Here is a 23,318-nt window from a genome sequence, read left to right as displayed (position 1 = left end):
GGGTGCGGAAGGAAGCCCCCTCGGGGGCACCAAGCAAGCACAGCGCGTCACCCAGGAGGCAAGGGTGTCCCAGATCGACAGCGATCTCGGAGTTCAGGACTTCGTGGAGGTCCGGCTGCCCGCGGCAGGGGCCTACCTCTCCGTGCTGCGAACAGCGACGGCCGGGCTCGCCGCCCGGTTGGACTTCACCCTCGACGAGATCGAGGACCTGCGGATCGCGGTCGACGAGGCCTGCGCCATCCTGCTCCAGCAGGCGGTGCCCGGCTCCGTGTTGTCCTGCGAGTTCCGCCTGGTCGGCGACTCGCTGAAGGTCACCGTCGCCGCTCCGACCACGGACGGCAAGGCGCCCGAACGGGACACCTTCGCCTGGACGGTGCTCTCCGCACTGGCCGGTGAGGTGGACTCGTCGGTCGCCGAGGACAAGACCGTGACGATCAGCCTGCACAAGAAGCGCGGCGGGTCCGCCGCCCACTGACCGGGCACCGAGCAGCACCCTGCAAGGGCCGTCCGCCGTTCCCCCTCCGGGGCCGACGGGCGGCTCCCGGTACCGCCCCCCACGCGGTACGACCAACGAGACGATGCCGGGGCCGCGGCCCCGGTGCTCCCGGAACGGAACGGGGGAATGGCCGTGAGTGATCTGGACCGTACCGGCCTCGCGACGGCGGGACCTGCCGTACCGACCCAGGCGAGCGTTTCCGGCCTCGCCGCCAACGACGAAGCGCACCCGAAGGACGCCCACCGGATGAGCCACCCGACCGAGCCGACGTCCGAGCCGACGCCCGACTCCCCTCCGCCGCAGGAGCCGGTGGCAGAGCCGGCGGCGGAGGCCGCGGAGCTGCACGGCGCCGTGCCCGCCCAGGGCGCGCACCGCAGCGGCGCGCCGGACCGGGAGGCCGCCCGCGCGCTGTTCGTCCGGCTGTCCGCGCTGCCCGAGGGCTCCCCGGAGCGGGTCGAGCTGCGCAACCAGCTGGTGCGGATGCACATCCCGCTGGTCGAGCACCTGGCCCGCCGGTTCCGCAACCGGGGCGAGCCGCTGGACGACCTGACCCAGGTCGCCACCATCGGCCTGATCAAGTCGGTGGACCGCTTCGACCACGAGCGCGGGGTGGAGTTCTCCACCTACGCGACGCCGACCATCGTCGGCGAGATCAAGCGGCACTTCCGCGACAAGGGCTGGGCGGTGCGCGTCCCGCGCCGGCTGCAGGAGCTGCGGCTGTCGCTCACCACGGCGACCAGCGAGCTCTCCCAGCGGCACGGCCGCTCCCCCACGGTGCACGAACTGGCCGAGCACCTGGGGATCTCCGAGGAGGACGTCCTGGAGGGCCTGGAGTCCGCCAACGCGTACTCCACGCTGTCCCTGGACGTCCCGGACAGCGACGACGAGTCGCCGGCCGTGGCGGACACCCTGGGCGCCACCGACGAGGCGCTGGAGGGCGTCGAGTACCGCGAGTCGCTCAAGCCGCTGCTGGCCCAACTGCCGCCGCGGGAGCAGAAGATCCTGGTGCTGCGGTTCTTCCGGAACATGACCCAGTCGCAGATCGCCGCCGAGGTGGGGATCTCCCAGATGCACGTCTCCCGGCTGCTGGCCCGGACGCTGGCCCAGCTGCGGGAGAAGCTCCTCGTGGAGGAGTGACCCGGAACGGACGACGGACGGCCGCCGCAGCTCCCGCTGCGGCGGCCGTCCGTTTCGGCGGTGGGCCCGGGGCCGGGCGCTCAGTCCTCCCGGTCGGCGTACAGGGCCGCGGTGGACCGCGGGTTCAGCAGCGAGCCGATGCCCACCAGGCCGAGCAGTCCGACCAGCACGCCGACCGCGACCATCGCGCCGCCGCTCTGGATCATGTAGTAAGCGACCGGCAGGCAGATCGAGTTGGTCAGCACGGCCGGGCTGCGGCCCCAGCGGCGCTCCTTGAGCAGCGCGCGGGCGGCCAGTATCGGCAGCACCCCGAGCAGCACGATGACCAGGCCGCCGAACTCGTTCAGGGCCAGCTGCTTGGCCTGGCCGGACAGCGCGGACACCATGTCCGAGACGCCGACGACGGCCAGCGCGGCACCCTCCAGGGCCGTGATGGCGGCGCCCAGGGTGAGCGGGACCGGGCGGGCGGGTGCGGGGGCGGAGGTTTCTGCGGTCACTCCAGCAGGGTAGCCGCCGGTGGGCCCGTAGCGCCCCGTAGGCTTTCCCCATGCGCGCTCTCCTGGTCGTGAACCACAAGGCCACCACCACCAGTGGCCGGACCAGGGACGTACTGATCCACGCGCTGCGCAGCGATCTCAAGCTGGAGGTCGCCGAGACCCAGTACCGGGGCCACGCGCGCGATCTGGCCCGGGAGGCCGCGCAGGACGGCACGGTCGACCTGGTGGTGGCGCTGGGCGGTGACGGCACCGTCAACGAGGTGGTCAACGGGCTGCTGACGCACGGCCCGGGCGAGAAGGTCCCGCGACTGGCCGTGGTGCCGGGCGGTTCGACCAATGTCTTCGCCCGTGCGCTGGGCCTGCCCAACGACCCGGTGGAGGCCACCGGCGCCCTGCTGGACGCGCTGGAGCACGGGCACGAGCGGCCGATCGGGCTGGGCAAGGCGATGACCGAGGGCCTGCCGGACCGCTGGTTCACCTTCACCGCCGGCCTCGGCTTCGACGCGGGCGTGGTCGGCCGGGTCGAGGAGCAGCGCCGGGCCGGGCGCAAGTCCACCCACGCGCTGTACGTCGGGCAGGCGCTGCGGCACTACTTCACCCAGCGTGAGCAACGCCGCTCGGGCCCGGTGTCCCTGGAAATCCCGGGCCACGAGGCCGTTCCGGGCCTGGTGCTGGCGATAGTCAGCAACACCTCACCGTGGACGTTCCTCGGCAACCGTCCGGTCTACCCCTCACCGCTCGCCTCCTTCGACACCGATCTGGACGCCTTCGGCATCACCCGGATGACGGCGTTCGGTACTGCTCGAACGATCCGTCAGATCCTGCGGTCGTACGGGCCTTCGAGCGACGGCGCCCCGCCGGCCGGCCCGTCCGGGAAGCACGTCGTCTCCTATCACGACGTCAGACACTTCACCTTGGTTTCCCAGGAACCCGTCCCGTTCCAGGTCGACGGGGACCATCTTGGAGACCGGAGTCGCGTCAGTTTCACAGGCGTACGGCGGGCACTGCGTGTGATTGTGTGACTGGAAGTGGGCTTCGCCCTTCTTCTCGAACGCACAAGCCCCCTTCACTCCATAGAAGTACTGGCTGTGAGCTAGGCGACACCGAAGAATCAAAAATTCCTCCCCGAAGGGGGTTGTATCCGAGCCCGAGGTTTGCGAACCTCTACATGGCGATCGGGACACATCGCAGCGACGGCAACTCCGGAACCACAGGAGCGCCGACCGCGGAGCGTCCCTCGAATCGCCGAATCCCCTCCCAGTACAGACCACCCGGGCCCGGCGGGCCTTTGGTCTCTTTTGCTGTTGTGGGATTCGTGAAAGCGTTCACATTCACAAGCCATTCGATTATGCCGATCGGGCCACCCCCCGCGGCAGGAGGAGTTGGACGACCATGGACTGGCGCCACCGCGCTGTCTGCCGCGAAGAGGACCCGGAGCTGTTCTTCCCGATCGGGAACACCGGTCCTGCTCTGCTGCAGATCGAGGAAGCCAAGGCCGTGTGCCGCCGCTGTCCGGTGATGGAGCAGTGCCTCCAGTGGGCTCTCGAAACCGGCCAGGACGCCGGCGTCTGGGGCGGCATGAGCGAGGACGAGCGTCGCGCGATGAAGCGCCGTGCCGCCCGCAACCGCGCCCGCACCGCCTGATCAGCAGCATCCGGTCACACGCCGTAGTACCCGCAGTAACCGCAGCACCGATCAACACATGATCAAAGGCTTCCCTGCACCTCCTGGTGAAGCCTTCCGCACAACGGGCCTTGCTGGTCGAGGCCCCGCGACACCGAACCGTCCGGCCACTTGATACTGTTCACACAGAGCAATATCGTGGAGCTGCGACGCTCACCGTGTGCAACGCACAAGCGAGGTGTCGCACCACCTAGAGCCCCTGTTCCGGCCGACTCCCCCCGACGGCCGGAACGGGTTGAGAGGCCCTGTCGACCCACCCCCCCCGGTCGACAGGGCCTCGTTTCTGTTTCCGTAGCCGAACGGCGACGAGGCGCGAGAAGTGCGCGACCGGCGCCTGTGCCGAGCGTGCGCCCCCACCGCACGCCGAATGCACCGGATGCACCGACCCCCGCCCCCCCGGCGCACCGGGCACCTCAGCGGACCGGGATCTCCAGGATCACCTTGGTCCCGCCGTTCGGGCCGGCCACCATGTCGAAGGTCCCGCCCAACTCCCCGGTGGCCAGCGTCCGGACGATCTGCAGCCCGAGGTTGCCGGCCGTCTTGGGGTCGAACCCCTCCGGCATGCCGCGGCCGTCGTCCTGCACGGTGATCAGCAGGTACTCCTCCGGCCGGGCGCCGCCGTTCCAGCTGTCCGACCAGCCCATGCCGGTCGCCGGGGCCCGTCCGCGCAGCGCGCTCACCTCCAGGTTCCCGGAGGCCGTCGGACCGAAGGCGTGTTCCAGCGCGTTCTGCAGCAGTTCGGTGAGCACCATCGACAGCGGGGTGGCGACCTCGGCGGAGAGGATGCCGAAACTGCCGCTGCGCCGGGTCGCCACCCGGCCGTCCTGGGACAGCTCCATCACCATCGCCAGCACCCGGTCGGCGATCTCGTCGAAGGCCACCTGCTCGTCCAGCGCTTGGGAGAGCGTCTCGTGCACGATCGCGATCGAGCCGACCCGGCGCACCGCCTCGTCCAGCGCGGCCCGGCCGGACTCGGAGTCCATCCGGCGGGACTGCAGCCGCAGCAGCGCCGCGACGGTCTGCAGGTTGTTCTTCACCCGGTGGTGGATCTCCCGGATGGTGGCGTCCTTGGTCATCAGCTCGCGGTCGCGGCGGCGCAGCTCGGTGACGTCCCGGCAGAGCACCAGGGAGCCGGTCAGGGTCCCCTTGGGCTTGAGCGGGATCGCCCGCAGGGTCACCACGCCCCCCTGGGCCTCCACCTCGGTCTGCCGGGGCGCCCAGCCGCTGGCCAGCTTCACCAGCGCCTCGTGGACGGCCGAGCGGGACGGCGGGGCGAGCTCGGCGGTGGCCCGGCCGAGGTGGCTGCCGACCAGGTCGGTGGTGAGGCCGAGCCGGTGGTAGGCGGAGAGCGCGTTGGGACTGGCGTAGGTGACCATGCCGTCCGCGTCCAGCCGGATCAGGCCGTCGCCGACCCGGGGCGCGGCGTCCATGTCGGCCAGTTCGACGCCGGGGAAGGGGAAGCTGCCGGCCGCGATCATCTGGGCCAGGTCGGAGGCGCTCTGCAGGTAGGTGAGCTCCAGCCGGCTGGGGGTGCGCACGGTCAGCAGGTTGGTGTTGCGGGCGATCACGCCGAGCACCTTGCCCTCGCGCCGGACCGGGATCGACTCGACCCGGACCGGCACCTCCTCGCGCCACTCCGGGTCGCCCTCGCGCACGATCCGCCCCTCGTCGAAGGCGGCGTCCAGCAGCGGGCGGCGCCCGCGCGGGACGAGGTGGCCGACCATGTCGTCCTGGTAGGAGGTGGGCCCGGTGTTGGGCCGCATCTGCGCCACCGAGACGTAGCGGATGCCGTCCCAGGTGGGGATCCACAGCACCAGGTCGGCGAAGGACAGGTCGGAGAGCAGCTGCCACTCCGAGACCAGGTTGTGGAGCCATTCCACGTCGGCCCCGGTCAGGGTGGTGTGGCGGCGGACGAGTTCGTTCAACGAGGGCACATGGCGAGGGTAGCGCCGCCGCCCGGCGGGGGGCTCGGCGGACTGTCCGCTGGCGGTGGATGACTGTCCGGAGTTGTTTAGACCAATGTGCCGAGCGGCCTGGACAACCCAGATTGGTCTAGTCCACAATGAAAGGGCACCAAGGAGAGGCCCACCGCGCAACTGCCCTGACCGCGCGCGGCTTCTCCTCGGTCGGACGCCGCCGAACGAGGACCCCGCACAGTTCTCGATCGGGTCCGGTGCCCGACGACAGCTCCGGGCTGCGGTGCCGCATGGGTTGAGGGTCCCGTGTCGGCGCCGTGGCCCGTAGTGCTTTCCAGGGCCGTGTCCCCCGCCGGCCCGCTCCCCCGCGACCATGTTCCGCCGCTCAACGGACCGGCCCCGTCCACAGCCTGTGGACGGGGCCGGTCCCTCCTCGGTGGGTCCCGGATCAGCGGGTCCCGGATCGGCGGGTCCCTCCTCGGCGGGTCACGGATCAGTGGGTCTCGGTGACCTTGGCCAGCGCGCGCGGGGCGTCCGGGTCCTGGCCGCGGGCGATGGTGACCTCGTAGGCCAGCTGCTGGAGCGGGAGGATCTCCAGGATCGGCTGGACCTCCTCCGGCACGCCGGCCGGCAGCGCGAAGCCGGCCGAGGCCGCGTCCACCTGCGCCTGCTGGCCGATCACCACGAGGTCCGCGCCGCGGCCGCGCAGCCGGTCCAGCACCGGCTGGAGGGCCTCGCCGCCCTTGCCGTCCGGGACGATCGCGATCACCGGCGAGACGTTGTCCACCATGGCCAGCGGGCCGTGCAGCAGGTCGGCGCCGGAGAACGGGCTGGCCGGGATGTAGGTGGTCTCCATCAGCTTCAGCGCCGCCTCCCGGGCGGTCGGGTAGCCGTAGCCGCGGGAGGTGATGACCAGGCGCTGGGCGAAGCGGTAGCGCTCGGCCAGCGCCCGCACCTCGGCCTGGCGGGCCAGTACCCCGGCGGCCAGGCCCGGCAGCCCCTTGGCGGCCGAGCCGTCCCCGCCCCGCAGGCCTTCGACCAGCAGGTAGAGCGCCAGCAGCTCGGCGGTGTAGGTCTTGGTGGCCGGCAGCGCCTTCTCCGGACCGGCCAGCACGTCGATGTGGAACTCGGACACCTCGGCGAGCGGGGAGTCCGGGTTGTTGGTGACGGCGAGGGTGATCGCCCCGGCCTCGCGGGCCGCCTTGGTGGAGGCGACCAGGTCGGGCGAGCCGCCGGACTGGCTGACGGTGATCACCAGGACGTCGGTGAGGTCCGGCTTGGCGCCGTACGCGGTGGTGGTGGACATCGAGGTCAGGCCGGCCGGCTTGCCGAGCAGGATCTCGATCAGGTACTTGGCGTAGAGCGCCGCGTTGTCGGACGTGCCGCGCGCGGTCAGCAGGACGAACCGCGGGTTGCGGGCGGCGATCCCGGCCGCGATCTCGCGGATCTTCGGCGCCCCCTCGTCGAGGATGCGCTGGAGGACGGCCGGCTGCTCGGCCATCTCCGCCGCCATGATCCGGCCGGGGACGGAAACAGTCTGCGGGTCGGACATCTGGATTGCCTCCGATGAGATGGGTCGACCCCGCCCGGGCGGGTTGCCCGACGGGGACCTCTACGGCGGCGAGTCCGCACACTCGCTGCGGTTCTTCCTGCGCATCCTACGAGCGCGCCCCCGGCCCGGCACCCCCGGACCGCCCCTCCGGAGGCGGAGGGGCGGTCCGGTCCGGCGGACCGGCCGTCAGGACGGGGTGTTGATCAGCTGGTCGATCGCGGCGTCGGCGTCCTTGGTGGCCTGGTCCACGGACTTGCCCTTGAGGATCGCGGTCAGCATGTCGGGGATGATCTTCTGCTTCTCCACCGCGCCCCAGCCGGGGGCGAGCGGGGTGAACCAGGCGTCCGGGACGGCGTTGGCCGCGGCGGCGGTGGTGGGCTTGTTCTTCAGCGGGTTCAGCTGGGTGAGGTTGTTCGGCAGGATGTCCTTGTCGGCCAGCGCCTGCTCGGACTTGGTGCTGGTGAACATCCGGATCCAGTCGGTGGCCGGCGCCACCTGCGCGGACTTGGCGGTGACGGCGAGGTCGGAGCCGCCGATGAAGGTGGGCAGCGGCTTGCCGTCCGGGCCGGGCATGGTGGCCACCTTGACGGCGTCCTTGAGCGACGGGTCGCCGGTGACCGGCGCGATCACGCTGGCCGCCTCGAAGCCGTTGCCGTAGAAGGACGCGGCGTGCCCGCGCGCCATCGACTCGAACTGGTTCTGCTCGTTCTGCGCCAGGTCGCCCTTGTTGTACTTGCGGACGAGGTCGGCGAAGTGGCTGATGCCCTGCTGGGACTTGGCGTCGTGCAGGGTGCCGTGCCAGTTGCCGGAGCTGTCGAACTTGGCGATGCTGCCGCCGTACGCGGCCACGTAGCTCATCGCGGCGTACCAGTACGGACCGGGCAGGTAGAGCGGGGAGAAGGTCTTGTCGGACTTGTTCTTGTCGGCGATCCGGTCCAGGGCGGCCACCAGGTCGCTCTCGGTCTTGGGGAAGTCGGCGCTGCCGGTGGCCTGTTGGAACGCGGTGGAGTTGTAGACGGCGACCCGGGCGCCAGCGTAGTACGGGACGCACCAGAGCTTGTCCTGGTACGTGCAGGTGTTGGCGAGCGCCTTGATCCAGCTGTCGGAGTTGTCGAAGGTGGTGCGGTCCACCGCGGCCAGCGCGCCGGAGAGCACGTACTTCATCGTCTCGGTGTTGCCGAGCTCGACCACGTCGGGGGCGTTGCCGTCGGCGAGCGCCTTGTCGAGCTTGCCGACCTTGTCGGCCCAACCCTGGTAGACCAGCTTGAGGTTGATGCCCGGGTACTTGGCCGCGAACTCGTCGTTGACCCGCTGGACCAGGTCCGGCCAGTTCTTCTGGGCGTCGTCCATCAGCCAGACGGTGACGGTACCGGTGGCGCCCTTCGGGTCCGCGGCGGCGCTCTTGCCGTCGCCCGAGGGTGATCCGGACGAGGAACAGGCCGTCAGTGCGACCGCCAGGGCCATGATCCCGAGCGTCGAAACGAGCTGACGCTTCTTCACGCCATCCTCCGAGGGTTTTCCAGGAACGGTGGTGCCCGCCGACAGCGTGATTGGCGCCCGCGGCGGTGGTCCGGGTGGGGGCGGCGAAGAGCTTCGAGGAGGGCGCGATACCACATCCGGCGAGGTTCAAGTTCGAACCGGATGCATGGACTCTGGCCTAGACCAAGGGTGGTGTCAACGGCCAACAGGCCCTGTGGCCAAGGCCGTTGCAGAGCCGTTGTACCGGGTGGCGATCAGTCGTCGGGCCGTCACCCACCGTGGGACTTAAGGTGGATTTAAGGCCCACTTGAGGGAACACGGTCATTCGACGAAAGCCCAGGTCAACACCCGGGAAACGGAACGGGCCCGCCATGCGACATGCGCATGACGGGCCCGTCGGCCGACGCCTCCCGGACACGGCCGGTGACGTCCTCGCGGTCGGTTCAGCCGATCGCTCCCGGCTGCCCGGTGAGCACCTCGACGGCCGCCAGCCCGCAGACCCGGGCGGCGCCGTGGGTGGCGATGTACAGCGCGCCGACCGGCTCGGACTGGGGCAGCCCCATCTCCACCACGGCGGCGTCCGGCCGGGCCGCCACCAGGCGGCTCAGCGCGGCGGCCATCCAGGCGTGCCGGTGGGCGTCCCGGACCACCAGCACCAGCCGGCGGCCCTCGGCGCCCGCCACCAGCTCGGCGACCAGGGCGTCCAGCGCCTCCGGCGCGGCCTCGGCCGCCGACACCGCACGGGTGCGGGTGCCGGGGAAACGGTCGGCCAGCATGCCGGCCACGCCCCACGGGGTCACGTCGCCGACCGCGATGTTCGGCTCGTCCGAGAACGAGGCCACGTACGGGCGTTCGCTCACCGGCAGCACCTCGCGGCCCGGCGCCCGGACCACCTTCAGCGCCCGGCGCGCGGCCCGCAGGCCCACCGCGAGGTCCGGCTCGGCCTGCTCGCCCTGGGCGGCGATCCGGCCCCAGCTGCCCAGCGCCCGGACCCGGTCCGCGGCGTCCGCCAGCCGCTCCTCGGTGAGCCGGCCGGAGCGCACGCCCGCCACGATGGCGTCGCGCAGCATCAGCACGGTCTCCTCGTCGGCCAGGCCGCCACCGACGCAGATCGCGTCCGCGCCGGCCGCCAGCGCCAGCACGGTGCCCTCGCCCATCCCGAAGGTGTCGGCGATGGCGCCCATCTCGATCGCGTCGCTGACGATCAGGCCCTGGTAGCCGAGGCCGCCGTCCGCCGGGGCGGCGCGCAGCAGGTCGCGCAGCACGGTCGGGCTCAGGGTGGCCGGCAGCTTCGGGTCCAGCGCCGGGACCATGATGTGGGCGGTCATCACGGCCTTGGTGCCGGCCGCGATGGCGGCCCGGAACGGCACCAGGTCACGGCTGCGCAGCACCTCCAGGTCGACGTCGATCACCGGCAGGCCGTGGTGCGAGTCCACCGCGGTGTCGCCGTGGCCGGGGAAGTGCTTGGAGCAGGCGGCCACGCCGGCCGACTGGAGGCCCTCCACCCAGGCGGCGGTGTGCCGGGCGCACAGCTCCGGGTCGGCGCCGAAGGAGCGGACGCCGATCACCGGGTTGCGCGGGTTGGAGTTGACGTCGGCGGTGGGCGCCCAGTTGTAGTTGACGCCGGCCGCGGCCAGCGCCCGGCCCAGCTCGCGGGCGACGTCCCGGGTCAGCGCCGGGTCGTCGATCGCGCCGAGGGCGAGGTTGCCCGGCCAGGAGGAGCCGGAGCCGGCCTCCAGCCGGGTGACGTCCCCGCTCTCCTCGTCGATCGCGATCAGCAGGTCGGGGTTCTCCGCGCGCAGCGCGCCGGTGAGCGCGGAGAGTTGGTCGAGGTCGACCACGTTGCGGTCGAACAGCGCGACCGAGCCGAGGCCGGCGGCCAGGTGGCGGCGCAGCCAGGCGGGCGGCTCGGTGCCGACGAAGCCGGGCTGCAGGACGGTCAGGGCGTCCCGGTGCAGTTGGTCGCTGTCCGGGGCGGTGGGAATGAGGATGCTCACGATGGCTCAGCCCTTCACGGCGCCGTCGGTCAGACCGCCGACCGCCTTGCGCTGGAGGAAGACGAAAAGGATCAGCACGGGGACGGCGAACATCGTGGAGGCCGCCATGGTGGCGCCCCAGTCGTTGCCGAAGGCGGTCTTGAAGGAGGACAGCCACAGCGGGAGGGTCTTGCCCTGCTCCTTGTTCAGCCACAGGACGAGCGGGAACTCGTTCCAGGCCGTGATGAAGCCGAACAGCGAGGTCGACATCAGCCCCGGGGCCAGCAGCGGGAAGATCACCTTCATGAAGGCCTGGGTCCGGGTGCAGCCGTCCACCATGGCCGACTCCTCCAGCTCCTTCGGCACCGCGGCGATGAAGCCGCGCAGCGTCCAGATGGTGAAGGGCAGGATCATCATCATGTAGAAGAACGTCAACGGCAGCAGGCTGTTCAGCATGTCGTTGTCGCGGGTGATGATGTAGGCGCCGACGGTCATGACCTCCCAGGGCGCCATCTGGGCCAGCATGATGACCAGCACGAAGGCCTTGCGGCCGCGGAACCGCATCCGGGCGACGGCGAAGGACGCCAGGGTCGCGATCACCAGCGAGATCAGCACCGCGCCGACGGTGACGGTGACGCTGTTGGTGACGTACGTCCAGAAGTTCGGCGCGTTCACCGCGGTGGTGAAGTGCTCGAAGGTCCCGTCGAGGGGCAGGAAGACCGGCGTCTTGCTGATGATGTCGTTGTTCTGCTTGAACGCCGTCGCGATCATCCAGTAGACGGGGAAGATGAAGAAGACGACGAGGACGACCGCGATCACGTTCGGCCAGGTGCGTCCGAAGAGAGAGCGCCTCACAGCTCGTCCTCCTGCTTGATCATGATGCGGAAGTAGTAGGCCATCAGGACGCCGAGCATCAGGATGGTGAGCACCGCGATCGCGGCGCCGACGCCGTAGTGCTGGCTGCCCTGGCCCTCCAGGAAGGCGTGCACGGGCAGGGTCCGGGTGAGCTTCTCGGGGCCGCCGCCGTTGATCGCGTAGATCTGGGTGAAGGACTTGAACACCCAGATGACCTCGAGGAAGGTCGTGGCCAGGAAGAAGGGCTTCAGGTTCGGGAAGATCACCGAGCTGAAGATCTTCGAGGAGCCGGCGCCGTCCATCCGGGCGGCCTCGTAGAGCTCCTTGGGGATGGTGGTCAGACCGGCGTACATGTTGAACGCCACGAACGGGATCGACTGCCAGACGATCAGCAGGATGACCACGAAGAACGTCGAGTACTCGTCGCTCATCCAGTTGTAGTGCGCCATCGAGTGCCAACCGAGCTTGTCCAGGAACCAGTTGACGACGCCCCACTGCTCGTCGAACAACCAGGTGTAGACCGTGGTGGCGGCGACCACCGGCATCGCCCAGGCCATCAGCAGCGCGATCGACAGCGCCAGCCGCATCTTCTTGCCGAGGTGGTTGAGCAGCAGGCCGACCAGGGTGCCGCCGACCATGATCAGCACCACGTTCACCAGGGTGAAGACGACGGTGCGCCCGGTGACCGACCAGAACTCCGGGTCGGTCAGCTGCTCCTTGTAGTTGTCGAAGCCGGTCCACTCGGTCAGGTGCATCACCAGCTGGCGCCGGTTGAGGTCCTGGAACGACAGCAGGAAGGTCTTCAGCAGCGGCCAGCCGAGCAGGACGATGGTCGCCACGATGGCCGGCAGCAGCAGCAGGTACGGCGCCAGGCGGGCACCGAGGGCGGGACCGCCCGCGGATCTGGTGCCCTTCGGCGTGGTGCCCCTGGCCCCGCCGCCGGCGGCACTGGTGTCAATCTCGGCCACAGCAGCCTTCCCTGACTCCGGGGACTGCGTCTGCACCCGGTCCGAATGCACAGCCATCGTTCTCACTTCCTCACAACCCGGCCACGACGGACGGGCGCCGCCCACCGACCCCCCGCCGGGGGCCGGTGAGCGACGCCGCTCAATGCCTTAGTTCTTCTGGTTGAGCCGCTTCGCGATCTCGTCGTCGTACTTCTTCGCGGTGGCCGCGTAGTCGCCGCCCTGGAGGGCCGCGGTCAGGAAGTCCTTGATCGGGTTCGGGGTGTTCTCGACGCTGGCCCAGTTCGGGGTGTTCGGGGTGATCCCGCCGACCGCGGTGGCCGCCTGGGCGGCCTTCGCGAAGTCACCGGTGAGCTGGCTGTTCAGGGCCGGCTTGTTCGGGATGTTGCCGGCCGCGGCGACCAGGCCCTCGTTCTTGTCGTTGAGGGCGACCTTCAGGAAGTCCTTCGCCATGTCGGTGTTCTTGCTCTGCGAGGCGATCGCGAGGTTCGAGCCACCGATGAAGACGCCGGACGGCTTGTCCGCGGTCTTGCCCGGGATCGGGAAGAAGCCGATCTTGTCCTTGGCCATGCTCTTCTCGTCCGGGAGCTCCCAGCCGAGGGCGATCATGGCGCCGACGTCACCCTTGGCGAAGACGTCCTTCTGCTGCGGGGTGGCCTCGTCCTTGTCCTTCGGACCGGTGGCCGAGTAGCTCTGCAGCTTCTTGTAGGTCTCGAAGGCGCGCTGGGCCTCGGGGGACTCCAGGCCGCCGACCCACTTGCCGCCGTCCTGCTTGGCGATCTTGCCGCCCTCACCGGTGAGCAGACCGAAGTAGGTGTACCACTCCTGGCCCGGCAGGTAGATCGGGTCGGTGACGCCCGGGGTCTTCTTCAGGGTCTCCAGGTCGGTGTAGAACTCGTCCAGGGTCTTCGGGGCGGCGGTCAGGCCGGCCTTGGCCCAGAGGTCCTTGTTGTAGGCGACCACGCGGTTGGAGACCCACCACGGGGCGGCGTACTGCTTGCCGTCCAGCACCGCGGCCTCGTTCTGGTTGGCGGCCCAAGCGTCGCCGCCCAGCGCGGACTTGTCCTTGGTGATGTCCAGCAGACCGCCGGAGGCGGCGTAGCCGGCGGTCTGGGTGTTGCCCAGCTCCAGGACGTCGACCGAGCCCTCGGAGAGCGCGGCGGTGATCTTCGGGCCGATGTCGGTCCACTCCTGGGTCTGGAAGTCGACCTTCGAACCCGGGTAGGTGGTCTCGAACTCGGACTTGACCGCGTCGGTCCAGCCCTTGGGGGCCGAGCCGGTCATCGTCCACACCTTGAGCGTCTTGCCCTTGTACTTGTCGGCGGCGTTGGAGGACGACGACGAACCGCTGTCGTCCTTCTTGCCGTCCGAGCTACAAGCCGCGAGACCGACGACCATGGCCGCGACGCCGACCGCCGCGATGAGCTGACGCTTCACGCCATCCTCCTGAGGGATGCCTGGGTTACCCCCGTCGGGCGGTTGCGGCATACCCACGCAAAGCGGGAGAACAGGTGCCGCGGACACCTTCGAACGGGTGGGGGGATTCATCGTTACCGGCCTAGTGGTGTAGACCAGATGCCTGGAGCTTGGCCTAGACCAATGGGCCTGTCAACGGCTGTTCGACCGATCTCGACCACCCGTTATCAAGCCGACACCGCACATCGTTCATCGCGTGATGAGGTATTCGTTCCGTAGCCATACATGCAACGATGTGATCCGTTAACGATGTGGCGGGGCGGTAAAAGGCCCCGCGAGAAGCGGGAGAACAGGTCCGATGAGCAGCGACGGGGGAACCACCGCCCAGGCCGACGACCCCGAGGTGAGGAACGTCCCGACCCAGGCCGGCACCGACCCGACCGCGCGCGTCCCCAAGTACTACGGCCTCAAGCGCCACCTGCTCCAGCTCACCGAGACCCAGCCCGCGGGCACCCCGGTCCCGCCCGAGCGCGCGCTCGCCGCCCAGTTCGACACCTCGCGCACCACCGTCCGCCAGGCCCTCCAGGAGCTGGTCGTCGAAGGCCGGCTGGAGCGCATCCAGGGCAAGGGCACCTTCGTGGCCAAGCCGAAGGTCGCCCAGGCGCTGCAACTCACCTCCTACACCGAGGACATGCGCGCCCAGGGCCTGGAGCCCACCTCCCGGCTGATCGAGATCGGCTACATCACCGCCGACGACCGGCTCGCCCCGCTGCTGGACATCAAGCCCGGCGGCCGGGTGCTGCGGATCGAGCGGCTGCGGCTGGCCAACGGCGACCCGATGGCCATCGAGGTCGCCCACCTGTCCGCCAAGCGCTTCCCCGCCCTGCGGCGCAACCTCGCCAAGCACAACTCGCTGTACGCGGCGCTGCGCGAGGTCTACGGGGTGACGGTCGCCGAGGCCGAGGAGACCATCGAGACCACCCTCGCCAACCCGCGCGAGGCCGGCCTGCTCGGCTCCGACCTCGGGCTGCCGATGCTCCAGCTCTCCCGGCACTCCTTCGACGGGGACGGCGACCCGGTCGAGTGGGTCCGCTCGATCTACCGCGGCGACCGCTACAAGTTCATCACCCGGCTGAAGCGCCCGGAGTAACCGGGCGCCCCCTGCTCACCACGGGCACCGGCGTGCGCGACCCGCGCGTGCCGGTGCCCGTCGGCGTTCCGCACCCCCTGCTCCTCCCGCACCCCGGTCCGGACCGGCGCCCCGGGCCGCGCGTGTCCTCACCCCGGAATGCGCGCGTCCCCATTCCGGGCCGCGCGTCCCCGTGCGTCCGGATGGCGGGAAGTTGTGTCGAATCCGGTGACATGGATCACTCCATGCCCTAGATTGCGCAGCCGTACTGACTGCCGATCACCGATGGTGCTGCTCGGCGGGCTCACGGGGGGTGCGCGGTGCTCCCGGGGCTGCGGCGCCGACGGGGAGAACCCTCCGGAGCGGAGCCGAAGATGCCGTCTGACCAGTCCCCCGACCGAACTGTCATGCCCGAGCCATCCACCAGACCCGTGCCGGCGGTGACGCCCGAACGGGTGCTGGCCGGGCTCGCCCTGCTCGTGCCGATCGTCGCGATGCTCTGGGTCTCCTCGTACGACAAGACCGACCCGGCGCTGGCCGGGCTGCCCTTCTTCTACTGGTACCAACTGCTCTGGGTGCCGGTGTCGGCCGTGTTCACGGTCGCCGCCTACCTGCTGATCAACCGGGACGAGAAGGCCCGCAAGGCGGCCCGGGACGGCGGTGCGCGATGAAGGACGTCAACGTGCCGGCCCTGGTGGTCTTCGCGCTCTTCTTCCTGCTGGTCACCGTGATGGGCTTCCTCGCCTCGCGCTGGCGCCGGGCCGGCGACGCGGCGCACCTGGACGAGTGGGGCCTGGGCGGGCGCAGCTTCGGCACCTGGGTGACCTGGTTCCTGCTGGGCGGCGACCTCTACACCGCCTACACCTTCGTGGCCGTCCCGGCGGCGGTCTACGCGACCGGCGCGGCGGGCTTCTTCGCGGTGCCGTACACGATCGTCGCCTACCCGCTGGTCTTCCTGTTCCTCCCCCGGCTCTGGTCGGTCTCCCGGGTGCACGGCTACGTGACCCCGGCGGACTTCGTCCGCGGCCGCTACGGCTCCCGGCCGCTCTCCCTGGTCATCGCGCTGACCGGGATCCTGGCCACCATGCCGTACATCGCCCTGCAGCTGGTCGGCATCCAGGCGGTGCTGGACGTGCTCGGGGTCGGCGGCGGCGCGGACGCCAACTGGTTCGTCAAGGACCTGCCGCTGTTCCTCGCCTTCGGCGTGCTGGCCGCCTACACCTACTCCTCCGGCCTGCGCGCCCCGGCGCTGATCGCCTTCGTCAAGGACGCCCTGGTCTACATCGTGATCATCGTCGCGGTGATCTACATCCCGATCCGGCTCGGCGGCTACGGGCACATCTTCGACGCGGCCGCGGACCACTTCAAGCAGACCAAGGCCGGCGGGCTGACCCTGCCGGAGAACAAGCAGTGGACGTACGCCACGCTGGGCCTGGGCTCGGCGATGGCGCTGTTCATGTACCCGCACTCGGTGACCGGCGTGCTCGCCTCCAAGTCCCGCAACACCGTGCGCCGCAACATGGCGATCATGCCCGCCTACTCGCTGATGCTCGGCCTGCTGGCGCTGCTCGGCTTCATGGCGATCGCGGCGGGCGTGGGCAGCGGGGTCAAGGGCTACAACTCCCAGCTGTCGGTGCCGCAGCTGTTCGCGAGCATGTTCCCGGACTGGTTCACCGGGGTGGCCTTCGCCGCCATCGGGATCGGCGCGCTGGTGCCGGCCGCCATCATGTCCATCGCGGCGGCCAACCTGTTCACCCGCAACGTCTACAAGGAGTGGCTCAAGCCCGCGGCCACCCCGGCGGACGAGACCCGGATGGCCAAGCTGGTCTCGCTGCTGGTCAAGGTCGGTGCGCTGGTCTTCGTGCTCGGGATGGACAAGCAGGCCGCGATCAACCTCCAGCTGCTGGGCGGCCTGTGGATCCTGCAGACCTTCGTGGCCATCGTCGGCGGCCTGTTCACCCGCTGGTTCCACCACTGGGCGCTGTTCGCCGGCTGGGCGGCCGGCATGGTCTACGGCACCTGGACGGCGTACGGGCTGGCCAGCCCGGCCACCAAGCACTTCGGCGGCAACGCGGCCGAGATCCCCGGCATCGGCGAGCTCGGCTACATCGGCCTGACCGCCTTCGTGCTCAACCTGGTCGTCGCGGTGGCGCTCACCCTGGTGCTGCGGGCGGTCAAGGCGCCCGACGGCCCGGACGAGACCAAGCCCTCCGACTACAGCGCCGAGGCCGGCGAGGACGAGCGGAAGAACGCGCCGGAGCCCGTAGCGGCGCACTGATTGGACCTGCGCGCGCCCTGTGATCGCGCCGCCTCCTCCGTGAACACTGGAGGAGGCGGCGCGATCATATGTATGAACAGGCGTGCACGCCGGGCACCACCAGACCGGACCGGCATCCGGCCGGAACATGATCGACCCACGGGGAGCTCGCGGCCATGGCAGAACTCGGCACCACCCTCAACGGCCAGCACCAGACCACCCAGAACCCGCACCAGGCCGCCCAGGGGGCGCACCACCTCGTCCCCGGTCACCGCCCGGCGGCGGCCACCCGGCTGCCGTCCGTGCTGATCGCCACCCGGCACGGCGAGTCCACCGCCAACGTCGAGTTCCAGCGGGCCGACGCCGCCGGCGCGCTCAGCGTCCCGATCAGCTGCCGGGACGCCGACATCCCGCTGTCCCCGCGCGGCGAGCAGCAGGCCCAGGCACTCGGCCGCTGGTGGGCCGCCCTGCCCGGCGCCGACCGCCCGCGCAGCGTCTGGTGCTCGCCCTACGTGCGCACCACCGAGACCGCCCGGATCGCGCTCGCCCAGGCCGCCGGGCTCGGCGCGGTGCCCGTCGCCCTGGCCATCCGGTACGACGAACGGCTGCGCGACCGCGAGCTCGGCGTCCTGGAGATGCTGCCGAAGGCCGCCATCGAGGCCGAACACCCGCAGGAGGCGGCCCGGCGGCGCAAGATGGGCGAGCTGTACTACCGGCCGCCCGGCGGCGAGTCCTGGGCCGACGTCGCGCTGCGGGTGCGCAGCCTGCTGCGGGACCTCTGCGAGGAGGAGGCCGGACGGCCCGTGCTGGTGGTCGCCCACGACTGCACCGTGCTGATGCTGCGGTACGCGCTGGACCGGCTCACCGAGCAGCAGCTGATCGCGCTCGGGCCGGTGCACAACTGCTCCACCAGCCTGTGGCGGGCCCAGGAGGGGAGACTGCGGCCGGAGCGCTGGAACGGCCTCGACCACCTGAACGGTACGGCGAGCTGACTGACTGTCAGTCGGCGATCCGGTCCGCCGTTCGGTCCGCCGTCCCGTTCACCGTCCCGCCCGCCGTCCCGTTCACCGTCCCGCCCGCCGGGCCGTTCGCCAGTCCTTCCGTCCGGCCGTTCGCCAGTCCTTCCGCCGGGCCGTTCGCCAGTCCTTCCGCCGGATCGGCGAAGCAGCGCCGGTAGGCCAGCGGCGTGGTGCCCAGCCGACGGCCGAAGTGGTGCCGCAGCGCCGCGGCGTTGCCGAAACCGCAGCGGGCGGCGATCGCGTCCACCGACTCGGTGGTGGACTCCAGCAGCCGCTGGGCCAGCAGCACCCGCTGCCCCACCAGCCAGCGGTGCGGGGTGGTGCCGGTCTCCTGCTGGAAGCGCCGGGCGAAGGTGCGCGGCGACATGTGGGCCCGGGCGGCCAGTTGCTCGACGCTCGCCTCCTGGTCCGGGTGGTGGCGCATCCAGTCCAGCAGCGGGGCCAGCGAGTCGCCGCCCGCCGGCAGCGGACGGCTCACGAACTGGGCCTGCCCGCCCTCGCGGTGCGGCGCCACCACCATCCGGCGGGCGATCCTCCGGGCCACCTCGGCGCCCTGCACCTTGCGGACCAGGTGCAGGCAGGCGTCGATGCCGGCCGCCGTACCGGCCGAGGTGATCACCGGGTCCTCGTCCACGTACAGCACGTCCGGCTCGACCACCGTCCGCGGGAAGCGCTCGGCCAGCAGGTCCGAGTACCGCCAGTGGGTGGTCGACCGGCGGCCGTCCAGCAGCCCGGCGGCGCCCAGCACGAAGGCGCCGCTGCAGATCGACAGCACCCGGCCGCCGTCCGCCACCACCGCGCGCAGCGCCTCCAGCAACGGCTCCGGGTACCGCTCGCGGATCGCCGTGGCGGTCACCACCGCCAGGTCCGCCCCGGCCAGCCGCTCCGGGCCGTACGGGACGTCCACGGCGAAGCCGGCGTGGGTCGTGTGCAACCCGGGCCGGGCGCCGGCCAGCGCGAAGTCGTAGCCGGGCAGCCCGTCGGCGGTGCGGTCCAGGCCGAAGACCTCGCAGGCCACCCCCAGCTCGAAGGGGTGCGCCTCCTCCAGCACCACCGCGACCACGTTCCTCAGCATGCCGCCCAGGATGCCCCCGACGGGCGGGCGCCGGGAAGGGCCCGGCCGGATCGGGCTGGCAGGATTTCGAGGCAACCCGACGTTCCTGCCACTCGTGGGCCCCGGCACCGCCCGGCCACAGTGGTGGGCATGGACAGCGACCTCCTCTCCGGTGCACTCGCCCTGGCCGGCGCCGTCTTCGGCTTCGGCCTGCTCGGCGCCCTGATCGGCCGTGAACTCTCCCGCGGCCCCGCCGCCCACCGCGACAACTACCACCGCCCGGGCGGCTACCCCGCCGACCCCGACCGCGCCGACCGGCTGCACGGCACCCCGGCCGTCCCGCCGGCCCCGGTGGCCCCACCGGCCCCCGTGTACGAACGCCTGACCGGCTCCGGCACACTGGCCCGATGGACTACCTCATCCGCCACGCCCTCCCCCGGGACCTCGACGACGCCGGCCGGATCACCGTCGACGCCTTCGTCGGCGACGGCTTCACCCAGCCCACGAGCGGCTACGTCGAGCTGCTCCGCGACGCCGAACGGCGCTCCCGCGAGGCCGAGCTCCTGGTCGCGGTCGACGCGGCCGACGAACGGGTCCTCGGCTGCGTGACCTTCGCCGTCGGCGGCACCGAGTGGGCCGACATCGCCACCCCGCAGGAAGGCGAGATCCGGATGCTCGCCACCGCCGCCGTCTCCCGCGGCCGCGGCGTCGGCGAGGCCCTGGTCCGCGCCTCGGTCGCCCGCACCCGCGAACTCGGCCTGACCGGCATGGCCTTCTCCACCCGCCCCGAGATGACCACCGCCCACCGCGTCTACGAGCGGGTCGGCTTCCGGCGCACCCCGGACCGCGACTGGGCCCCCTACCCGGGGATGAACCTGATGGTCTACACCATGGCCGTCTGACCCCGCCCCACCCACCCGGCGGCCCGGACCGCGGCGGTCCGGGGCCGGTCACGGCCTCCGGTCGTACCCGGGGGCCACGTAGACGGTGTACTGGCCGTGCTCACCGCTCTTCACCACGGTGGCCACCCGGTACCCGGCGGCCTTCAGGGTCGGCTGGACCGCCCGGTCGGTGTCCCCGGTCTGGGTGAAGTCCAGGACCACCACCTTCCACTCGTGCGCCGCGATCCCGGCCTGGACGGCGGGCACTCCGTTCTCCATCCGCCCGGTGGCCGGATCCCTGCGGAACACCGCCACCAGGTCGTGCCACTGCTGCCAGTTGCTCTGCTCGCGCAGGTAGTAGGCGGGGACGTTGTAGTTCTCCACCAGGTAGCGGTCGTCGCCCTTGACCACGTACGGCTCCAGCGCGGCGACGAACTCCTTCGAGTTCGACCACTCGCCGAACATCTCCCGGCCCTGGGCCACCCCCACTCCGGCCAGCGGGCCGACCACCAGCGCGGCGGCCACGATCCCGGCGGTGACGTGGAAGCGTCCCTTCAGCCACAGCACCGCGCGGGCCAGCACCGCTCCCACCACGATGCAGGAGAACCAGGCGCCGAAGTCCACGTGCTTCTGCAGCGACAGCCAGGTGTGGATGCGGATCTGGTTCACCGGCGCCAGCAGCCCGGCCACCAGCAGCAGGCCGGCCAGCCAGAACCCGGTCCAGGCCGCGCCGCCGCGCCGTCGCGCCGCCACCAGCTGCGCCAGGACCCCGAGCAGCGCGACCACCAGCAGCGGTCCGACCCAGCGGGCGGCCTCCCCCGCCACGTACGCGTAGGCGTCGTGGCCCGGCGCGCGCTGGAGCGTGGTGTGCTCGAAACCGTCGAGGTACTGCTTGCCGGCCGCCGCGGCCGCCGCTCCGGCCGCGACCGCGAAGACGGCCAGGACCAGCAGCCCCCGCCGCCAGCGCGCCCGGGCCCGCACCGGGCCGCCGGTACCCGCCAGCACCGCGATGCCGCACACCACCGGCACCCACAACAGCGCGGCGTACTTGGTCACCCCGGCCAGCGCCAGCAGCAGCCCGGATCCCAGCAGGCTCGGGTACCCGCCGCCGGTGGTCAGCCGCACCGCCAGGTACCCGGCCCAGGCGAGGACCGCCAGCGCCATCGCGTCGTAGGTGGCCAGGGCGCCCAGGAACTGGGTCGGGCCGAGCGCCGCGAACGCCGCCGCCGCGCAGAAGGCCGCGAGCGAGCCGTGCAGCCGGCGGGTGGCCAGGTGGACGGCCACGGTCGCGGACAGCATGAACGCCAGGCTGAGCAGGCGGGCCGCGGTCAGCCCGCCGGCGAAGTCCGCCAGCGCGACGACCACCGGGTAGACCAGCGGGGAGCCGGAGAAGAAGGTCTCGTACGTCGCCACCGGCGTGCCGTGCCGCAGGTGCGCGATCTCCTGGTAGCCGGAGTAGATGTAGGTGCCCTCGTCGATGAAGGCGGTGTTGCTGAGGATCAGGTGGTACGAGAGCGCCCCCTGCACCAACAGCACCGCCAGCAGCGGCAACCAGTCGGCCCGCAGGACCGGCCGCGGCGGGTGCGGCACCCGGGGCAGGCCGGGCTTGCGGCGCCGCCGGTCGGTCGGGGCCGGCCGGACCACCGCGGTCGCGCGGTCGCGCCCGTCCAGCGCCGCACCACCGGCCGGACGGGCCCCGGCGGGGCCCAACACGGGCTTGCGGGTGGACTCGGGCCGGATCCAGCGACCGTCCGCGCTCATCAGTACTGCTCCTATCTGGGGCTCTGCGTCCGGATGCGCCCGCTGGGCGCGACACGCTCCGGGGCGCGCGCCGGCCGCCCCGCGCGGCCGTGACGGCGGTGCGGGGCGGCCGACTTGACGCTCTCTCGGGCCGAGCGGCTCAGCCGTTCAGCCAGGCGCCGGTCGGCGGAACCGACGGGGGCGAGCTCGGGCCCGCCACGATCTTGACGATGTCGGCCTCCGGCAGCACCTGGTCCCAGGTCTGGATGTCGGCCACCGCGCCGTGCCACGGGTCGACCCACTGCGAGTTCGAACTCAACCGGCCGACCTGGAGGTTGTTGTTGCCGGAGGGCTGCACGCCGGCCGACTTGGCCGAGGTCTGCGGAACGCCGTTGACGTACAGGGTGAGCTGCTGCGACGGGTCGTCGTACACCCCGGTCAGCAGCACCCACTGGTTGACCGTCGCGTCGGCCTTGGACCAGGCGATGGCCGAACCGCCGCCCGGCACCTGGACCTTGAAGTACCACTGGTCGTGGCCGTTGTTGTTGGCCCGGCCCAACGCGTAGGCGTAGTACTGGCCGTCGCCCTGGCTGACCGCGCTCCGGTTGCCGGCCGGCAGGTCGACCAGCACCCGCGCCGAGACGGTGAAGCTCTTGCTCACGTCGACGGCCTGGCCGGAGGTCGAGGCGAAGGAGTCCTGGCCGCTCGGCAACTTGAGGACCTGCCCGGAGAAGCCGCTCACCGTCCCCGGCTTGGCGTCCGCGCCCAGGTTCAGCACCTGGCCCGTCCTGGCGGCCAGGGTGCCGACGGTCGGCGGGCTGTCGATGCCCTTGACCGGCGGGGCGCTGTTCGTGGCGGACGACGGACCGGTCGACGCGGGAGTGCTCGCCGAGGCCGTGGGGCCCGGCTTCCGGTCGCTGTCCTTCTGGTACAGCCAGAACCCTGTGCCGGCGCCGGCCAGGACCACCACGGCGGTCGCCGCACCGATCAGCTTGAGCCGGCGGCCGCGTTTGGCAGTTCGTTCGTTCTGCTCGGCCAGGGCCTCCCAGTCCGGGGTGCCGGAGGAGGCGGTCGGCGGCGGGAAGCCGGGCTGCGGCTGCCAGGCCGGCGCGGGCTGCGGCTGCGGCTGCGGCTGCGGCTGCGAGGGAAAGGGCTGCGGTGCGGCCGGGCCCGGCTGCACCGGGTACGGGGCCACCGGCCCGGGTTGCACCGGCCCGGGCCGGACCGGACCGGGCTGCACCGGGGACGCCCCACCCGGCTGCGGCA

The 23,318-nt window shown here is 71.5% G+C and carries 20 protein-coding genes; 9 read left to right on the top strand and 11 right to left on the bottom strand.

Annotation, left to right across the window (positions count from 1 at the left end):
• Positions 1–64 precede the first annotated feature (64 nt).
• Positions 65–475, top strand: coding sequence for an anti-sigma regulatory factor (locus AB0O91_RS08385; protein ID WP_363429258.1), 411 nt, complete (start codon positions 65–67; stop codon positions 473–475).
• 147 nt (positions 476–622) lie between these two features.
• On the top strand, positions 623–1,633 hold the full coding sequence (locus AB0O91_RS08380) for an RNA polymerase sigma factor SigF (RefSeq protein WP_363429256.1): 1,011 nt from the start codon (positions 623–625) through the stop codon (positions 1,631–1,633).
• Positions 1,634–1,713: 80 nt separating this feature from the next.
• Here the strand turns inward: AB0O91_RS08380 and AB0O91_RS08375 are convergent, their stop codons facing one another.
• A complete protein-coding gene (locus tag AB0O91_RS08375; protein WP_363429254.1) occupies positions 1,714–2,130 on the bottom strand; it encodes a hypothetical protein in 417 nt (138 codons plus the stop codon).
• Positions 2,131–2,180: 50 nt separating this feature from the next.
• Here AB0O91_RS08375 and AB0O91_RS08370 point away from each other — a divergent pair, with 50 nt between their 5' ends.
• Positions 2,181–3,152 carry a diacylglycerol kinase family protein gene (locus AB0O91_RS08370; protein ID WP_363429252.1) on the top strand — a complete coding sequence of 324 codons (972 nt, stop codon included), beginning with the start codon at positions 2,181–2,183 and terminating at the stop codon, positions 3,150–3,152.
• A 370-nt stretch (positions 3,153–3,522) separates the two neighbouring features.
• On the top strand, positions 3,523–3,774 hold the full coding sequence (locus AB0O91_RS08365) for a WhiB family transcriptional regulator (RefSeq protein ID WP_014138019.1): 252 nt from the start codon (positions 3,523–3,525) through the stop codon (positions 3,772–3,774).
• A gap of 452 nt (positions 3,775–4,226) precedes the next feature.
• Here the strand turns inward: AB0O91_RS08365 and AB0O91_RS08360 are convergent, their stop codons facing one another.
• The 7 genes from AB0O91_RS08360 to AB0O91_RS08330 form a co-directional block, all read right to left on the bottom strand.
• On the bottom strand, positions 4,227–5,747 hold the full coding sequence (locus AB0O91_RS08360) for a PAS domain-containing sensor histidine kinase (RefSeq protein WP_363429250.1): 1,521 nt from the start codon (positions 5,745–5,747) through the stop codon (positions 4,227–4,229).
• 475 nt (positions 5,748–6,222) lie between these two features.
• Complete coding sequence (locus AB0O91_RS08355) at positions 6,223–7,281, bottom strand: SIS domain-containing protein (RefSeq protein WP_363429248.1); 1,059 nt, start codon at positions 7,279–7,281, stop codon at positions 6,223–6,225.
• A gap of 186 nt (positions 7,282–7,467) precedes the next feature.
• Positions 7,468–8,745 (bottom strand): extracellular solute-binding protein, encoded by a 1,278-nt coding sequence (locus tag AB0O91_RS08350; protein WP_363429469.1) that lies wholly within the window; start codon positions 8,743–8,745, stop codon positions 7,468–7,470.
• A 458-nt stretch (positions 8,746–9,203) separates the two neighbouring features.
• Complete coding sequence (locus AB0O91_RS08345) at positions 9,204–10,757, bottom strand: glycoside hydrolase family 3 protein (protein ID WP_363429246.1); 1,554 nt, start codon at positions 10,755–10,757, stop codon at positions 9,204–9,206.
• 6 nt (positions 10,758–10,763) lie between these two features.
• Complete coding sequence (locus tag AB0O91_RS08340) at positions 10,764–11,591, bottom strand: carbohydrate ABC transporter permease (RefSeq protein WP_363429244.1); 828 nt, start codon at positions 11,589–11,591, stop codon at positions 10,764–10,766.
• Positions 11,588–12,616: a sugar ABC transporter permease gene (locus AB0O91_RS08335; RefSeq protein ID WP_363429242.1), complete on the bottom strand. Its 1,029-nt coding sequence runs from the start codon at positions 12,614–12,616 to the stop codon at positions 11,588–11,590. The genes AB0O91_RS08340 and AB0O91_RS08335 overlap by 4 nt, the downstream gene beginning before the upstream one ends.
• Before the next feature lie 90 nt (positions 12,617–12,706).
• On the bottom strand, positions 12,707–13,993 hold the full coding sequence (locus AB0O91_RS08330; protein WP_363429240.1) for an extracellular solute-binding protein: 1,287 nt from the start codon (positions 13,991–13,993) through the stop codon (positions 12,707–12,709).
• A gap of 337 nt (positions 13,994–14,330) precedes the next feature.
• On the opposite strand from AB0O91_RS08330, the gene AB0O91_RS08325 reads away from it, so the two are divergent.
• The 4 genes from AB0O91_RS08325 (at position 14,331) to AB0O91_RS08310 (ending at position 18,350) form a co-directional block, all read left to right on the top strand.
• The gene (locus AB0O91_RS08325; protein WP_363429238.1) at positions 14,331–15,122 is read left to right on the top strand and encodes a GntR family transcriptional regulator; all 792 of its coding nucleotides are present in this window, start codon (positions 14,331–14,333) and stop codon (positions 15,120–15,122) included.
• Between the two features lie 386 nt (positions 15,123–15,508).
• Complete coding sequence (locus AB0O91_RS08320; RefSeq protein WP_363429236.1) at positions 15,509–15,772, top strand: DUF3311 domain-containing protein; 264 nt, start codon at positions 15,509–15,511, stop codon at positions 15,770–15,772.
• On the top strand, positions 15,769–17,379 hold the full coding sequence (gene mctP / locus AB0O91_RS08315; protein WP_363429234.1) for a monocarboxylate uptake permease MctP: 1,611 nt from the start codon (positions 15,769–15,771) through the stop codon (positions 17,377–17,379). The genes AB0O91_RS08320 and mctP overlap by 4 nt, the downstream gene beginning before the upstream one ends.
• 155 nt (positions 17,380–17,534) lie before the next feature.
• Positions 17,535–18,350 (top strand): histidine phosphatase family protein, encoded by an 816-nt coding sequence (locus AB0O91_RS08310; protein WP_363429232.1) that lies wholly within the window; start codon positions 17,535–17,537, stop codon positions 18,348–18,350.
• A 7-nt stretch (positions 18,351–18,357) separates the two neighbouring features.
• Here the strand turns inward: AB0O91_RS08310 and AB0O91_RS08305 are convergent, their stop codons facing one another.
• Positions 18,358–19,452, bottom strand: coding sequence for a helix-turn-helix domain-containing protein (locus tag AB0O91_RS08305; protein WP_363429230.1), 1,095 nt, complete (start codon positions 19,450–19,452; stop codon positions 18,358–18,360).
• 386 nt (positions 19,453–19,838) lie between these two features.
• On the opposite strand from AB0O91_RS08305, the gene AB0O91_RS08300 reads away from it, so the two are divergent.
• Positions 19,839–20,333 carry a GNAT family N-acetyltransferase gene (locus AB0O91_RS08300; protein ID WP_363429228.1) on the top strand — a complete coding sequence of 165 codons (495 nt, stop codon included), beginning with the start codon at positions 19,839–19,841 and terminating at the stop codon, positions 20,331–20,333.
• Between the two features lie 48 nt (positions 20,334–20,381).
• Here the strand turns inward: AB0O91_RS08300 and AB0O91_RS08295 are convergent, their stop codons facing one another.
• Both AB0O91_RS08295 and AB0O91_RS08290 read right to left on the bottom strand, forming a co-directional pair.
• A complete protein-coding gene (locus tag AB0O91_RS08295) occupies positions 20,382–22,073 on the bottom strand; it encodes a hypothetical protein (protein ID WP_363429223.1) in 1,692 nt (563 codons plus the stop codon).
• A gap of 139 nt (positions 22,074–22,212) precedes the next feature.
• Positions 22,213–23,247, bottom strand: coding sequence for a LamG domain-containing protein (locus AB0O91_RS08290; RefSeq protein WP_363429221.1), 1,035 nt, complete (start codon positions 23,245–23,247; stop codon positions 22,213–22,215).
• Between the last annotated feature and the right edge of the window lie 71 nt (positions 23,248–23,318).

The organism is Kitasatospora sp. NPDC089797 (assembly GCF_040684795.1).
In the GTDB taxonomy this organism is placed as follows: Bacteria; Actinomycetota; Actinomycetes; order Streptomycetales; family Streptomycetaceae; genus Kitasatospora.
This window is presented reverse-complemented; position numbering and strand designations above follow the sequence as displayed.

What these genes read in the sequence shown, in the direction of transcription:
- AB0O91_RS08380 (WP_363429256.1), top strand. Translation starts at nt 623, where the DNA reads ATGGCCGTGAGTGATCTGGACCGTACCGGCCTCGCGACGGCGGGACCT.
- AB0O91_RS08335 (WP_363429242.1), bottom strand. Translation starts at nt 12,616, where the DNA reads ATGGCTGTGCATTCGGACCGGGTGCAGACGCAGTCCCCGGAGTCAGGG.
- AB0O91_RS08320 (WP_363429236.1), top strand. Translation starts at nt 15,509, where the DNA reads ATGCCCGAGCCATCCACCAGACCCGTGCCGGCGGTGACGCCCGAACGG.
- AB0O91_RS08325 (WP_363429238.1), top strand. Translation starts at nt 14,331, where the DNA reads ATGAGCAGCGACGGGGGAACCACCGCCCAGGCCGACGACCCCGAGGTG.
- AB0O91_RS08305 (WP_363429230.1), bottom strand. Translation starts at nt 19,452, where the DNA reads ATGCTGAGGAACGTGGTCGCGGTGGTGCTGGAGGAGGCGCACCCCTTC.
- AB0O91_RS08310 (WP_363429232.1), top strand. Translation starts at nt 17,535, where the DNA reads ATGGCAGAACTCGGCACCACCCTCAACGGCCAGCACCAGACCACCCAG.
- AB0O91_RS08355 (WP_363429248.1), bottom strand. Translation starts at nt 7,281, where the DNA reads ATGTCCGACCCGCAGACTGTTTCCGTCCCCGGCCGGATCATGGCGGCG.
- AB0O91_RS08365 (WP_014138019.1), top strand. Translation starts at nt 3,523, where the DNA reads ATGGACTGGCGCCACCGCGCTGTCTGCCGCGAAGAGGACCCGGAGCTG.
- mctP (WP_363429234.1), top strand. Translation starts at nt 15,769, where the DNA reads ATGAAGGACGTCAACGTGCCGGCCCTGGTGGTCTTCGCGCTCTTCTTC.
- AB0O91_RS08300 (WP_363429228.1), top strand. Translation starts at nt 19,839, where the DNA reads ATGGACTACCTCATCCGCCACGCCCTCCCCCGGGACCTCGACGACGCC.
- AB0O91_RS08350 (WP_363429469.1), bottom strand. Translation starts at nt 8,745, where the DNA reads ATGGCCCTGGCGGTCGCACTGACGGCCTGTTCCTCGTCCGGATCACCC.
- AB0O91_RS08295 (WP_363429223.1), bottom strand. Translation starts at nt 22,073, where the DNA reads ATGAGCGCGGACGGTCGCTGGATCCGGCCCGAGTCCACCCGCAAGCCC.
- AB0O91_RS08370 (WP_363429252.1), top strand. Translation starts at nt 2,181, where the DNA reads ATGCGCGCTCTCCTGGTCGTGAACCACAAGGCCACCACCACCAGTGGC.